The following is a 14,616-nucleotide window of genomic DNA, read 5'->3' on the forward strand; positions in this document are numbered from 1 at the left end:
CTACGAAAGCAAAGTCTGACTCAGACCTAACAGTGATTTAAGACTATCCCTATTGAGAGACTTGAAACGTTTGGCCGTTCCACAGCAACGTCAATGATTACAGCTTTTCGCGAATGCTGTCGGCCTGGGACAACAGCGCCTCGGCAAAGGAGAGGGACTGCTGATGTGACTCGCCCCCGGCTAGCTGGGCCAGTTCTTCGCGGCGATCGCTCGGCGACAGCGGCAGCACCCGCACCACCGTGCGCTCGGCCTCCCCCGCTTTGGCTCCCTTGGCCAGAACGGCTTCAACTACCTGTTTGCCGACTCGAAAGTGGGCATCGGCCAGGGCCGCCACCATGGGCTGGTGGGTGACGCAGAGCACCTGGTGCTGGCGACCGAGCTGGTAGAGCTTTTCGGCGATCGCCTGGGCCACTCGCCCCGACACCCCCACATCGATCTCGTCAAACACCAGCGTTCCCACCGGGTCTACTTGCGAAAAACAGGCCTTCAGCGCCAGCAAAAATCGGCTCATCTCACCACCCGAGGCGGTCTCGGCCAGGGGTTGCAGCGGCTCGCCTGGGTTGGGGCTAAACAAAAACCGAATGCCGTCGGCTCCGGTAGCGGTGGGGGTAATGGGCTTGAGTTCGACCTCGAACTGCACTCGATCCATGGCCAGAGGTTTGAGTTCGCTGACTAGGCGCGTCTCTAGCTTCTGGGCCACGCCCTGACGCAGCTGGGTGAGTTTGGCGCAGGCCTCCGTCAAGGCGGTCTGGGTCTTCTCGACCTCGGCCTCTAGGGCTTCGATGGATTGGCCTTCGCCCGAGAGTTCGGCGAGGGCTTGGTTGACCTCGTCGCGGTAGGCCACCAGCTCGGGCAGGGTGCGGCTAAAGCGGCGGCACAGGGCCTTGAGCTGGCGCATGCGTTCTTCGACTTCTTCGAGCCGCTGGGGGTCGGCCTCGACGCTAGCCCCGTAGGCGTTGATGGCGCGCCCGGCTTCCTCGATTTGGGTGAGGGCTTCGCTGACCATGCCCAAAATCGAGGTGATGGCCGGGTCGTAGCGCTCCATGTCGATCAAAAGGGCTTCGGCTTTGCCCAGCAGGTCGGCGCAGGCGCTCTCCCCCGCATCGCTTTCGTAGAGAATTTGGTAGGCCGCGTAGCTGTTTTGTTGCAGGTCAACGCTGTGGTTGAGGCGATCGTGCTCCTGGGCAAGGGTTTCGAGTTCTTGGGGGTCGTCGAGCTGGGCCTGCTCTAGATCTTGGCGGTGCATGCGCAGCAGGTCGAGCTGGTCGCGGCGCTGCTGGTCGGCCTTGCGGCGGGTTTCTAACCGTTTTTTGGCCTGGGCGGCGGCCTCGTAGGCGGCGGCGACCCGCTGGCGCTGGGTGACGAGGGGGGCACCGCCAAAGCCATCGAGCCATTCGCGCTGGCGATCGGGGGAGCCGAGCTGCACGGTCTGCCCCTGGGCGGTAATTTCGACCAGCTTTTGCCGCAGCCCCTCTAGCTGGGGTCGGGTGGCGGGGCTGCCGTTGAGAAAGGATCGGCTGCGCAGGGTTTTACCCAGGGTCAGCTCTCGCCGCAGCACTAGGGCACCGTCAGCAGCGGGGAACTCCTGCTCGGCTAGCCAGGTGTGGATTTCTTTGGGTACGTCAAAGGAGGCTTCTACCAATGCTTTTTGGCTGCCCGATCGCACCAGTCGCTGGTTGGCTTTGCCCCCTAGTGCCGCGTCAATGGCGTCGAGAATGATTGATTTGCCCGCTCCGGTTTCGCCCGTGAGCACATTTAACCCGGCCTCTAGCCGCAGATCGAGATGATCGATCAGGGCAAAGTTCTCGATGTGCAGGGCATTTAGCATAGGGGCAATGGTCTAGTACCTACGTATTTTAATGGGAAGCCCTACGGATACGCTGCTGAAAATGCGTAAGCCTTTAAAAGGCTCGCCGTTTTGCAGGTAGAGAATCAGGTAATGCCAAAAGCATCGCGATGCTTTTGATGGGCTGGTGACCGCCAGGGGCGAGCATGCCTGTTGCCGCCTGCTACGACATTATTGGCCAGCACTGGCTTTGGCTAGAGCCTGCGATCTGATTTTTGTAGGTAGCGCAGCATAACCCAACGCGGCTGATTTGTGTCTAGAGCAGTAGTTCCACTTATTCACCCGCTGTAACTTTGAAGAGCATGTCTGCCTTACCAGCAGCGATCGCCGTAGGGTGCATTCGCGCAGCAATGCACCACTCCCCAGGCAACACCGAGCACCATTTCTATTCCCGCAAATATCGATGCACACTCGAATACGCCCAATCCCTCGGATTCTTCACCAACCCATGCTTCACAGGGTTGGAATGAATGTACTCACAATGGTGCACAAAATCTCGCTCATCCCGAATAGCATGCTCCCAATAGCGCCGCTGCCATAAATTCCCCTCCCCCCGCCGTTCTCCCGATGCGCTTTTCTCCAACGGCAACGCCAGATCCTTGGCGCAGGCTTTTGTCACCATGAGCTTGATCAATCACCAACGTTTGGCATAGTCAGCATCAATTTCTGGCAGCGTTAAAATGCAGTGAAAATGATCAGGCAACAGCACAAAGGCGTCGATCGCGAAGGGATATTTTCGGCGCACGGCAATGATGGCTTCTCGTAATGCTTGTCGGCCAAGCTCAGTGCAAAGCCAGGGGTGGCGCTTATAAGTAACGTGAGTAAAAAAATAGCTACCGCCAGATCGGTATAGGCGTTGGTAATTGGGCATTAACGTGGGGCAAAGAATTTCGCTTAGGGTGCCCGTGTTGTAGTCTTGGGGCGGGGGTGGGTTGTGTATTACTGGGAGTTGGAGTCGTACCTCAGCGCAATGGGCATTATCGGAGGCGATCGCACCAAATTTGGGTGATTTTGTCTGCGGGGGAGATTGGTAGGTGGCGGGAGTGGTGGTGCATTGCTGCGCGAATGCACCCTACTCAATAAAAAATCAGGTCTTTGGGCAAAGTTTGATTTATCTTGCGATCGCATGGGTAAAAGGTGGGCAGTGCCCACCCTACAGATTGATACCTAGGCAGAGCATGGGCACCAGACGCGCGAAGTAATCGCGCCCTGGTAACAAGCAATCGCGCTCCGGTAACAAACAATCGCACTCCGGTAACAAGCAATCGCGCTCCGGTAACAAACAATCGCACTCCGGTAACAGGCGATTGCACTTTGGTAACAGGTAAGTACGGGGGTAGCTATGCTTCACCCTCATCGCCACTTCATTCAGCAGCGCCTGTCCATATCGTTTCCATAAAACTGCGCCGATTTTTCCGGGTCGGCGATCGCAGTGGGCACATTGCCCTGAGCGACAGGCGAGACTCCCCAGCCCTAACCGCCAACCCGATATTTTAACCACCCTTTTGTATTGCCATTAAGGAGCATTACACCCATGCCCAGTACCGATACCACCCGCCGTTTGCGGCCCGACTATCTCGACCAGGATGTCGTTTCCCTGCGCGGTGCGCGCACCATCGCTGGCTACACCTCCGCCCGCCCTGAGACCACCATCGAAGGGCTCCAGAGCAGCTACGCCGAGATGATTGCTGCCCAGGATGAAGAGACTGCGATCATGGTGCGCGCCAAAGCCGCTGCCGACAGAGCCCGCCAAGCCGAGTGGCAGTTCCACCAAAACGTCCTGGCCATGAAAGAACTGGTGCGGGGGGTCTACGGCTCCGACAGCAACGAGGCCCAGGCCATCGGCTACAAGAAAAAGTCTGAGCGCAAGCGCCCTCGGCGATCGGCTGCGTAACCGTTCATTTTGAACCGCATGCCCCTCAAATCTTTCAAGATTTGGGGGGCATACCATTAGGCGCGTCCCACGTTTGGGGCCCACCCTACGGGAAGCAAGCTACACCCTATATCCCTCTCCCAGAGCAGAAGAGGGACTTTGAATCCGGCTCCCCTTCTCCCGTTTTGAAAGAAGGGGTTGGGGGATGTAGAGCTTGCTCTTCCCACCGCATGGGCAAACTGCAAAACTGGATGGCGCGGGTGGGAACCTGAAGTCTCCTCCAATTGACAGAATCCGATCGGAGGAAGTAGGGAAGTCACCACCGGGGATTCGGGAGCCAACCCGTTACAATAGTTTACGGGAATGGTTTAGGCGATCGCCTCAGCCGCCCCAATCATCAATCCCTCGGTTCTCAACCCTCTCTCTGAGCGCGCTATGGCTTTAAATACCACCCAGGATTCGGCTCAGCACTTTAGTGGCTCTGTCGATATCATCGACGCCGAAGCCATTACAGTAACCGGAGAGGTGATCACCGAGCCGACTCTAGTTACTGTCCCTGAGCACGTCCTGGACGCGCCCCGGCCTCGCACCCTAGCCACCAAAGCCCAAGACCCCTTTGAGTCCTACGGCTATGACCCAGAGGCGATCGCTACCCACTACCGCCGCCGCCCGTTTCAGGTTTGGGCGCGGTTTGTCGGCATTTTTCTGCCACTGATTAGCTTTTTTACCCAGCTTTGGCTCGATGCTCGCGCCGGTCGCAGTGCCCAAAACGAGATTAAGCGGGCGGCCCAGCTGCGCACCCTGCTCACCAAACTAGGCCCCGCCTACATCAAAATTGGCCAGGCCCTCTCTACCCGCCCCGACCTGGTGCCGCCGGTCTTCCTCGAAGAGCTGACCAAGCTGCAAGACCAGATTCCACCCTTTCCAAACGCCACCGCCTACCGCTTTATTCAAGAAGAGTTGGGCGCACCTCCCAGCCAGATCTACGCCGAAATTTCTGAAAACCCGATCGCGGCAGCGTCCCTAGGGCAGGTCTATAAAGGCAAACTGCACAGCGGCGAAGACGTGGCCATCAAGGTGCAGCGCCCCGGCCTGGCTCGCAACATTGCCCTCGACCTACACATTCTGCGAGGGCTGGCCCGCTTTGCCACCAACCGCATCAACCAGATTCGCAGCGACCTGGTGGCCATCTTAGATGAGTTCGGCGAGCGCATCTTCGAAGAGATGGACTACACCCACGAGGGTGAGAACGCCCAACGCTTTGCCAAACTCTACAACCACATTCCCGATATCTATGTGCCCCATATCTACCCCCAGTACACCGCCCGTCGGGTGTTGACCATGGAGTGGATTGAGGGCACTAAGCTGACCAACATCGACAAGCTGAACAGTCTGGGCATCGACGCCACCCACCTGATCGACGTGGGCGTGCAGTGCTCGCTGCGGCAGCTGCTAGAGCACGGCTTCTTTCACGCCGACCCCCACCCCGGTAACCTGCTGGCCATGGCCGACGGCAAGCTGGCCTACCTCGACTTTGGCATGATGAGCGAGGTCAAGCCCTACCAGCGCTACGGCCTGATTGAGGCGGTGGTGCACATGGTCAACCGCGACTTTGAGGGGCTGGCCAACGACTACGTCAAGCTAGAGTTTCTCACCCCCGACACCGACCTGACGCCGATTATTCCGGCCCTGGGCAACGTGTTTAGCAACGCCCTCGGTGCCAGCGTTGCCGAGCTGAATTTCAAGAGCATTACCGACGAATTTTCGGCGCTGATGTACGAGTACCCGTTCCGGGTGCCCGCCTACTACGCGCTAATCATTCGATCGCTGGTGACCCTAGAGGGCATCGCCATCAACGTTGACCCAGACTTCAAGGTGCTGAGCAAGGCCTATCCCTACGTGGCCAAGCGGCTGCTGACCGACCCTTCGCCCGAGCTACGGGCCTCGCTGCAAGATCTGCTGTTCAAGGACGGCAGCTTTCGCTGGAACCGGCTAGAGAACCTGCTGCGCAACGCCCGCAGCAGCGACGAATACGATATGGATCGGCTGATTGACCAGACGTTGGAGTTTTTGTTCTCAGACCGGGGCTCGTTTTTGCGCGATCGCATTGTCGGCGAACTGGTCAACAGCCTCGACAACTTTGGCCAAAGCACGGTGCAAAGTTTGACCACCGCCGTGCAGCGCCGCTTTGGCCTCAAGAAGGATTTGCCACCTGCGGCCGCCGCTGCCCCCAACGACCTCGACAATCTGCGTCGCATTCTCGACATTCTCAAAGACACCCCCGGCTTTGATGCCGCCCAGGTGGCGGCCCGGATTCCGACCCTGTTGTTTAAGCCTGAGACCCAGGCGATGGGTCAGCAGGTGGTGACTAGGCTGGCTCAGCGCGGTCTGGCTCGGCTGATTCGCAACCTGCTGTTGGAGGGAGAGCCTGTGGCCCAGCCTCAGCTCACTCCGGCTCGCGTTGGCAGCTAGGCAAGCCCTTGGTTAACCGTCTGCCGTTTGCAAACGTCCGCTGCGGGGAAATGAGCGTTGCTAAATTAGCCTATGACTCGCCAGAATTGCCCTCTCCCTAGCCCTCTCCCCCTGGGAGAGGGGACAAGAGGTTGGCTCCCTTCTCCCTGGGGAGAAGGGTTGGGGATATAGACATGCAGCGGTTGCTCTGCGAGTGGGTTCGGTTATTCCTAAAGTCAGCAACATGGGCAAATATTGCCGTTTAGCTACGACAGACTTCAGTTTAACCAGGGTGGCGTCGAGAGCTTGAAGCGCAAGAGAGCAATGCAGCCGCTAATCCACAAAAAGCCAATGCCGTAGCCGGCCAGCACGTCCGTGGGCCAGTGAACCCCCAGGTAAAGGCGACTCAGGCCAATGCCGCCGATCAAAAAGATTGCTCCTGCATAAACGATTAGTTTTTGCTTAGGGAAGCGCTGCGCCAGCAGGTAAGCCGAAAAGCCGTAAAGCACCATTGACCCCAGCGCGTGGCCGCTGGGAAAGCTGTAGGTGGTCTCAGTAATAATCTGGGGCCAAAGGGCTGGGCGGGCCTTACCAAACAGCAGTTTCAGCCCGGTGCTCAACACGGCCCCGCCTATGCAGTTAATTGCGAAGGCGATCGCAACAGACCGATGGGGCCGCAACCAAAGTCCAATAAACCCAATGCAGGTCAACGGCACCACCGTGCTGGGGTCGCCCAAGCGTGTGAAGGTCAGCATCACCTGATCCAGGGTCGGCGTAGCAAATTGATTAATCCACAGCAGAACCGATTCATCAAAGAAAAAGGCTTCTTGCTCCAGCACTTCATCGGCCAGATTGGCCAGGCCAAACAGAATTAGCAGGCAAGTCCCCAGCCAGAGCAGACCAACGGTGGCTACAAACGACATCAGTCTCGGATGGATGTGCTGCATCCAGGCTCTAGCCAACCGTTTTAGAATCTGCTGCATCGTGCCACCTCACCACAGGACTGCCACCAGAATGCCATGCAGCCCGATCGCAAGGCTGCATGGCATCCCCAAATCACAGCTCCTCAGCAGCGCGGAGCAGAATCCTCATAGGCTTTCAGGAGCGTTACGATGCCAACCCGTAGAAGCTATCACTTCGATGTGATTAAGTCACTTTTCGCGCGCTGCATCAAGGATGCCTCCCTCTAAAAGGCGTAACGGACGGTGCAGTAGGGCATTTCCTGGTGCAGTAGCTCCTGAAATTGCTCAACCAGACTGCCCTTCAGCCCTCGCTTGTAGCGCACGTTTTTGCCGCCGGTCTGCGAAAACTTGGTCTCTTGCAGATCGGGTTGCCAAAGCAGGTCTTCGCCCTTGGGATGCCAGCCCATATTGACATCGTGGAGGCGATCGTTGTGGGTTAAGAAAATCACTTCGCACTGAAGCTGCTGCTTGGCGCGATCGCTAAGGGTGTCGTCAATTTGGCGAAAGAGATCGGTATAGTCGTCGAGCCAGCCCTCGTAGTAAACCACGGGCGCAAAGTTGAGGTGCACCTCGTACCCAGCTTCAACAAAATCATTGATGGCGTTGATGCGATCGGGAATTGGCGACGTGCGCACGTCGATAATCTGCGCCTTAGCGGCAGGCATCAGGCTAAACCGAATTCGGGTCTTGCCTTGGGGGTCATAGCTCAGCAGCTGTCGGTTGACGCATTTGGTAGCAAAGGTCGCCTTGCCGTTGGGAATGCGACGAAACAGGGCGATGATATCTTTCACGTTGTCGCAGATAGCCGCATCGACTGAGCAATCGCTGTTCTCGCCAATCTCATAGACCCAAAACTGGGGGTCGACCTGGTTGGGCTCTAGCTTGTCGCTCTGGCGCTTGGCGTGGCGCTCTAGGTAGCGCAACACTTGCTCGATGTTGACGAAGACCGTGATTGGGTTGGCAAAACCTTTGCGCCGGGCAACGTAGCAGTAGGAGCAGGCCATGGCGCAGCCGTTGGCGTGGGAGGGGGCCACAAAATCTGAAGACCGGCTGTTGGGCCGCGCCTGGATAGATTTCTTCACCCCTAGCACCAGTACGGTGCGCTTGATGCGAGTCCAGTCATCCACCGAGCCTTCGTTACCGTGCAGGTCGGGAATGTTCCAATGAGACGGCACCTCAATCAGCGAGGCGTTGGGATGCTGGGCCAAAATCTCTTGACCGCGGGCGTACTGAAAAGCATCGGGCTCGTGATAAATCTCCTGGATGTTGAGCAGTCGCTCTAGGTGAATCTGAGGGGCCAGTCGCTGCTCGTCGCGGGTTGCTGGGGGGGCAATGGGAGTTGAGGTCAAAGTGCAGAAATCCTTAGCGGGTGATGTCTACAGTGCTTGCGTATCTGCTTTTACCGTAGCGAGTCGACGCAACAGAGGAAACCAGTTGACTGGGGTAACTGCCGCCCCTGATAGGGCGGGTTTCTGCCGTCGGAAGATACCCCTCAAAGGGTGGGGAAATCCATGCCCGCTAGAGGATTGCTCGACTCAGTTTGCTTGTCATAGTAAAAGCGGCTAACTCTCCTGCCTACACTGCAAGCGCACGATCGCAACATGTCCCGCCCATGACTTCCTCCTCCCCCGCTCCAGCCATCCTCGACACCCCCAACCTGGGGCTGGTTTGCATTACGACCTCGCCCGAGGTGCGCTTTAAGACCATGACGCGCAAGCGGCTGTTGCAGCTGGATGACGAGGCGCAGGTGCAGGCGGTGCGATCGCTCTACGACGAGAACCTGAGGCGGCTCAACCTGGCGATCACGTTTTGCCAAGACAACCAGATTCAGCTCTATCGCCTGATATCGAACATTTTTCCGTTTTCCGATACACCCCTGGGCACAAGAATTTTAGACGAGTTTGCCGACGCTCTGAAGCAGCTGGGCGATCGCGCCCAGGCCGCCAACATCCGGCTGGTGCTGCACCCCGATCAGTTTGTGGTGCTCAACTCCGACAACCCCACAGTGATCGAGAACAGCATCACCATACTGACGGCCCACGCCCGCTGGTTTGACCTGATGGGCTTGCCCCAGTCCCCCTGGGCGTTGATGAATATCCACGGCGGCAAGGGCGATCGCCGCGATCGCCTCATCCAGACGATCCGCGATCTGCCGACGCCAATTCGCTCTCGCCTCACCTTGGAGAACGACGAGCACACCTACAGCGCCGCCGCCATCCTTGACATTTGTCGAGCGACGCAGATTCCCATGGTGTTTGACGCCCACCACCACCTAATTCACGAACGCCTCGACAGCTACGACCATCCCAGCGTCGAGCAGATGCTGACGGCGGCTCGCACCACCTGGCCCGACCCAGCCTGGCAGCTAGTGCATATTTCCAACGGGTCCAGCGCCCTCCATGACCCTCGCCACAGCGACTTAATCACCGCTATGCCCAGTTCCTTCCGTCAAGCTCCCTGGATTGAGGTAGAGGCCAAGCACAAGGAGCTAGCGATCACGCATCTGCGCCAGACGTGGTTGTCGGCCTGAGGCAACTCGAAGGGGTGTAGGGTCTAGGGGTTTCAGGTATAAGGTCGACCTGAAACCTGAAACCCTAGACCCTACACCTTAATACCCCGGCTGTTAGAGCTTGTCACAATCAGCCCAGTCAAGCCTTAGATTTCAGTATCCTTAAGGTAGGGCAAGCTAAATCGACACCCTAGGGAAATTGCTAAATGAATCGTCGTGGTTTGATTGCCAGACTGATAGCCGTGGGGATGATGGTTGCGATCGCCCTTCTCGGCCCCTTAACCGCCCAGGCCCAGGCGGCAACGGAGCTAACGGTGTACCGCAGCCCCACCTGCAACTGCTGCGGCCACTGGGTTGACCACATGCAAGCCGCCGGGTTTACCGTGGAAAATGTGGTCACGGACGACATGGATGCGATCAAAGATCAGTACGGGGTGCCAGAGGCATTAGCTTCGTGCCACACAGCCCTAGTTGAGGGCTACGTCATCGAGGGCCATGTGCCCGCGTCGGACGTGCAGCGGTTGCTGAGTGAGCGCCCCGCTGTTCTGGGCATTGCTGCGCCGGGCATGCCTATGGGCTCGCCGGGCATGGAAACGGGCGATCGCGTCGACCCCTACACCGTGGTCTCCTTCAGCGCGAACGGCGACACCGCCACTTTTGCCGAACACCTGTGAGCATCGCCACCTACCCCGCTGTAGATCGCGCTGATCTCACGCTATGACCTACTACCGCAGTCAGCCCAACACTTTTTCTGCTGCCTACTTGCACAACCTGCGGGGGGCGATTCAGTCGTGTCGCTACTTTGCGACAAACAACCTCAACCGCGACTTTGTTGCCACCAAGGGGTTCTCGGTCGTGTTTAAAGCAGAGGGCCGGGCCGAGGTCGATCGCCAGTTTCCCTTTTTCAAACCCTATCTCGATCAGGCGCTGCTGCCCAACTGCAACGCTTTCTACTTGAACCCACTGATGCTGAAACAGGGGTCGCGGGTTGACCCTCACATCGATCGCTCATTGCGGTCATACTGCAAAACCATTGAGCCCCCTGAGCAGGTCAGCGTGCTCTACGTGCAGGTACCCGCCGACCTAGCCAGCGGCGAACTAGTGTTGCAGCGGGGGCGGCAGCGGGTGGCGCAGATTCGGCCCCAAACCGGCCTGCTGCTACATTTTCAGGGCGATCTGACCCACTCGGTCAACGCGATGGCCAGCGCGGGCAGCCGTCTCAGCCTAGTGTGCGAGCAGTATTGCCTCGATGCCGATGCTCTGTGGGATATCCCCGAATTTCTGATCGAATCTAGAGCCGCTGCCCCGGCAAAAAGCCGACGATAGGGCAATTGAGACACTTTAGGCGCAAATTGAGTATCTTTAATCAAAGGTCCTAGGAGGCAATTGAAAAGCGACTTGCCGTAGCTTTGGGCATCTGCTGATCCCCTGCCCTTTTTAGGAGGGAGGTAAAAGTCCCTTTCTGAAGGGGAATTGAAGTGGGATCTACACGTTTGCTACCAGAAATAGAGCTTTTCAAAAGCCCTCTCAAACCTCTGCCCTAGGCAGCGAAGTGTCTGCTGGAGGGATCTAAAACGCCATCATGCGATCGCGTTAAACACTTCTTTTTTTCATTCTTTGCCCTTCATTCTTTAGCAGTATGAGTTTAATTCAAGAAATCTTTCTCGAAACCGACTGGGAAGAGGTTGAGCAAGCCCAGGCCGCCTGCGACCTGCGAGCCGCCCAGCTCAAAGCTGAGGGTCATACCTGCACCTGTACCACGCTCTACCGCATTACCGACGGGCGGCGGGTGTTTTTGCTGGAGGCCCAGCACCCCGATTCCCTAGAGCCAGAGAACAAGCCCTCGCGGCGCCGGCTTCCCGCCCGACGATCGGCCCAGAAAGGATGAGCTGGGGGCGCTGTGCGCCCCTACAAGGGGGACTGCCCCTTCACCAAACTCAGGGCGACGGCCTCTGCTACCCGGATGCCGTCGATACCGGCAGATAGAATGCCTCCGGCATAGCCCGCCCCTTCGCCAGCGGGGTAGAGCCCAGTGGTGTTGAGGCTCTGGAACTGCTCATTGCGTTTGATGCGAATGGGCGATGAGGTGCGGGTCTCAATGCCAGTGAGCACAGCGTCATCCATGGCAAACCCATGGATTTTGTGGTCGAAGGCCGGGATGGCCTCGCGGATAGCGGCGATCGCATAGTCGGGCAAACTGCCGCTCAAGTCGCCCAGCTTGACCCCCGGTTTGTAGGAGGGCTGCACCTCGCCAAAGGTTGTCGAGGGACGGTTGGCCAAGAAATCCCCTACCAGCTGCCCTGGGGCTTCGTAGGTGCCGCCGCCCAGCTCAAAGGCAACTTCCTCCAGGCGCCGCTGGAGCGCGATGCCCGCCAGTGGCCCCTCGGGATAGTCGACCTCAGGGGTAATACCCACGACGATCGCACTGTTGGCGTTTGACTCATCCCGCGCGTACTCACTCATGCCGTTGGTCACCAGACGGCCTGGTTCTGACGCAGCCGCCACCACCTTGCCGCCGGGGCACATGCAAAAGCTGTAGACCGATCGCCCGTTTTCGCAGTGGTGCACCAGCTTGTAGTCAGCGGAGCCGAGGCGAGGGTGCCCAGCCTGGTCGCCCAACCGGCAGCGATCAATCAGCGCCTGGGGATGCTCAATGCGAAAGCCGATGGAAAAGGGCTTGGCCTCGATGTAAACCCCCCGCTCGTGGAGCATGTGAAAGGTGTCGCGGGCGCTGTGACCCACAGCCAGCACCACGTGCTCGCTAGCCAGGTAGTCGCCGTTGTCGAGCCGCACGCCGCGCACCTGGCCCTGGTCGATATCGATGTCGGCCACGCGGGTTTGAAAGCGAATCTCGCCGCCGAGCGACTCGATCATGGCGCGCATGTTCTGCACGATTTTGACTAGGCGGTAGGTGCCAATGTGGGGCTTGTTGATGTAGAGAATCTCAGGGGAAGCTCCAGCATTCACCAGCTCGGTGAGCACCTTGCGGCCGTAGTGGTGGGGGTCGCTCACCTGGCTGTAGAGCTTGCCGTCTGAGAAGGTGCCCGCACCGCCTTCGCCAAACTGCGCGTTCGACTCGGGGTTGAGGGTCTTTTTGAGCCAAAAGCCAAAGGTGTCAACGCTGCGATCGCGCACCGCCTTGCCCCGTTCAAGAATAATGGGTCGAAACCCCATCTGCGCCAGCATCAGCCCCGCAAACATACCGCAGGGCCCCATGCCAATCACAATCGGTCGTGCTGAAAGCTGGGGTGGGGCTTGGGCCACCGGGCGGTAGGTTAGATCGGGCGTCACGGTCACTGTGGCGTCTTTCTTAAACCGCTTGAGCAGAACCTTTTCCTTTGGCGTCTCCACATCGACGATGTAGACCAGGGCAATGCTGCCCTTTTTGCGGGCGTCATAGCTGCGTTTGAAGATGGTGAAACTAGTTAGATCTGCCGCCGCCAGGTGCAGCTTTTTGAGAATGGCCTCCTCAAGGGCAGCTTCGGGGTGATCGAGGGGCAGTTTGATTTGACTGAGGCGTAGCATACAAAAACAGAGGAGTGGACTCGATAGGGCCGTCTTCACCCACAACAGGCTACGGGATGTTCGCACTACCGGGTTGTTGGCGTATAACTCCATCTTATGACTTGCTCCACCTTGTAATCGGGCGGGCAGCGATTCTGTCACCTACCCTGTGTGACAAAAAGCCAGCGTTTTTCCCATTAAGAGTTCGATCGCCGGAACCGTGACATCAGACAGGTGCATTTCACTTTTGTAAATTTAGCCCCTTGTCCCCCAACTCCTTCTTCCCTAGGGAGAAGGAGAGCCGGATTTAAGATGGCACGGTAGCCAATGACCAGAAACCGACGCCTTTGCAGGAGCTGAGAGATGCTTATAACATTCAAGGGTTCAGTGATTTTCCTGTCATTTGTCAGCGAGAGGCCGCTAATGGAGAGCACAAGGGCGCTGTTTTTGAGCAAAACGAGGGCGTGGATTGAAAATAGGCAGATGAATTCAACAAATAGCCGGATGAATTCGATTAACAGGAACGCATTTATAACAAACACTTGCACTTCTATTTAGATCACGAAAGTGCTACTTATGAATGGGACGGTGAATTTAATCAACACCGCCGTGAACTCAATGAATAGGTCAATGAATTCAATCAACAGCGGTCTGTTTATCTAAAACACCCCCATTTTTGCGGCGATCGCCAGGGTCATCCCTGTGGGCAGGTTCCCCGCATCAACCAAACTTAGGACTCTGTGATGGATTTGCACGGCAGCCAAGGTCGTTGGCACAGGGGCTTAAAACACTTTCTGTACCTAACGGGTTATACCAAAGCGTCTACGGTGGCTTTGATTGCCCGTTAGGAATGACAGCCCTAGCCGCTGTAGCTGGGGGTATCGGCTCAGCGATCGAGCCGATGTAGCTAAGGAGAGAACAACGATGAAACTAAATTTGGTCGGGGCGCTGTTGGGCAGCCTGCCGCTGTGTTTGCTGAACAGTGCGGCCGCCTTTGCCAACACAATCGAGCTTAGCGTGGCCCCCCTCCTAGACGGCCCAGCGTCGAACTGCCCCGAGCGCATCATTGCTCATGAAACCATCCAGCCCTACTCCGAGGGCGGGTTTGCCACCGACGGCATGATCAAACTGCGCGATATTGCCACCAACATTAGCGTCTCCCAATCCGATCGCTTCAGCACCACCTGGGTGGGCACACTCAAGCCCGAATATCGCAATTGCCAAGCGGCGGGCGGCATGCTCAGGCTTGACGGAGAGACCTACGAGGGTCACTCCTACATCCGTGTTCAGTTGGTAAATGGTCAGGTCAAGGCCGTGCTCGACATGACCGGGCTGCGCGACCCCAACGGGTTTACCACCGTGATCACCTTCAAAGGTCTGCGAGACGGCAATCCTCGCTGGACCTGGGGCGGCAGCGACTAGATAGCTTCCCTCAGTAACGGCTATGAATGTTGCCCGGGGCGTCAGGTCC

The 14,616-nt window shown here is 57.8% G+C and carries 12 protein-coding genes; 7 read left to right on the forward strand and 5 right to left on the reverse strand.

Translation table 11 applies throughout. The features are described 5' to 3' along the window. Positions 1-97: 97 nt before the first annotated feature. The gene (recN, locus tag H6F75_RS05835) at positions 98-1,828 is read right to left on the reverse strand and encodes a DNA repair protein RecN (protein ID WP_190750157.1); all 1,731 of its coding nucleotides are present in this window, start codon (positions 1,826-1,828) and stop codon (positions 98-100) included. A 652-nt stretch (positions 1,829-2,480) separates the two neighbouring features. After that, positions 2,481-2,717 (reverse strand): transposase, encoded by a 237-nt coding sequence (locus H6F75_RS27985; protein ID WP_242019723.1) that lies wholly within the window; start codon positions 2,715-2,717, stop codon positions 2,481-2,483. A gap of 663 nt (positions 2,718-3,380) precedes the next feature. Here H6F75_RS27985 and H6F75_RS05845 point away from each other — a divergent pair. After that, positions 3,381-3,740: a hypothetical protein gene (locus H6F75_RS05845; protein ID WP_190750160.1), complete on the forward strand. Its 360-nt coding sequence runs from the start codon at positions 3,381-3,383 to the stop codon at positions 3,738-3,740. Positions 3,741-4,154: 414 nt separating this feature from the next. Further along, the gene (locus H6F75_RS05850) at positions 4,155-6,191 is read left to right on the forward strand and encodes an AarF/ABC1/UbiB kinase family protein (protein ID WP_190750162.1); all 2,037 of its coding nucleotides are present in this window, start codon (positions 4,155-4,157) and stop codon (positions 6,189-6,191) included. Positions 6,192-6,448: 257 nt separating this feature from the next. Here the strand turns inward: H6F75_RS05850 and H6F75_RS05855 are convergent, their stop codons facing one another. Both H6F75_RS05855 and H6F75_RS05860 read right to left on the reverse strand, forming a co-directional pair. Continuing rightward, positions 6,449-7,153, reverse strand: a complete 705-nt coding sequence (locus tag H6F75_RS05855; RefSeq protein ID WP_242019725.1) for a phosphatase PAP2 family protein — start codon at positions 7,151-7,153, stop codon at positions 6,449-6,451. Between the two features lie 203 nt (positions 7,154-7,356). Next, entirely contained in the window at positions 7,357-8,421 is a 1,065-nt protein-coding gene (locus H6F75_RS05860) for a spore photoproduct lyase family protein (protein ID WP_190750402.1), read from the reverse strand. Positions 8,422-8,744: 323 nt separating this feature from the next. Here H6F75_RS05860 and uvsE point away from each other — a divergent pair, with 323 nt between their 5' ends. From uvsE to H6F75_RS05880, 4 genes are all read left to right on the forward strand, one after another. Then, positions 8,745-9,662 (forward strand): UV DNA damage repair endonuclease UvsE, encoded by a 918-nt coding sequence (gene uvsE / locus H6F75_RS05865; RefSeq protein ID WP_190750163.1) that lies wholly within the window; start codon positions 8,745-8,747, stop codon positions 9,660-9,662. Between the two features lie 185 nt (positions 9,663-9,847). Further along, positions 9,848-10,315 (forward strand): DUF411 domain-containing protein, encoded by a 468-nt coding sequence (locus tag H6F75_RS05870; RefSeq protein ID WP_190750165.1) that lies wholly within the window; start codon positions 9,848-9,850, stop codon positions 10,313-10,315. A 43-nt stretch (positions 10,316-10,358) separates the two neighbouring features. After that, on the forward strand, positions 10,359-10,967 hold the full coding sequence (locus H6F75_RS05875) for a 2OG-Fe(II) oxygenase (protein ID WP_190750167.1): 609 nt from the start codon (positions 10,359-10,361) through the stop codon (positions 10,965-10,967). Between the two features lie 313 nt (positions 10,968-11,280). Next, entirely contained in the window at positions 11,281-11,529 is a 249-nt protein-coding gene (locus H6F75_RS05880; RefSeq protein WP_190750169.1) for a hypothetical protein, read from the forward strand. A gap of 20 nt (positions 11,530-11,549) precedes the next feature. On the opposite strand, the gene H6F75_RS05885 is transcribed toward H6F75_RS05880, so the two are convergent. Continuing rightward, a complete protein-coding gene (locus H6F75_RS05885; RefSeq protein ID WP_190750171.1) occupies positions 11,550-13,166 on the reverse strand; it encodes an NAD(P)/FAD-dependent oxidoreductase in 1,617 nt (538 codons plus the stop codon). A 903-nt stretch (positions 13,167-14,069) separates the two neighbouring features. On the opposite strand from H6F75_RS05885, the gene H6F75_RS05890 reads away from it, so the two are divergent. After that, positions 14,070-14,567, forward strand: a complete 498-nt coding sequence (locus H6F75_RS05890) for a hypothetical protein (protein WP_190750173.1) — start codon at positions 14,070-14,072, stop codon at positions 14,565-14,567. Positions 14,568-14,616: the final 49 nt, after the last annotated feature.

Source organism: Nodosilinea sp. FACHB-131 (assembly GCF_014695395.1).
In the GTDB taxonomy this organism is placed as follows: Bacteria; Cyanobacteriota; Cyanobacteriia; order Phormidesmidales; family Phormidesmidaceae; genus Nodosilinea.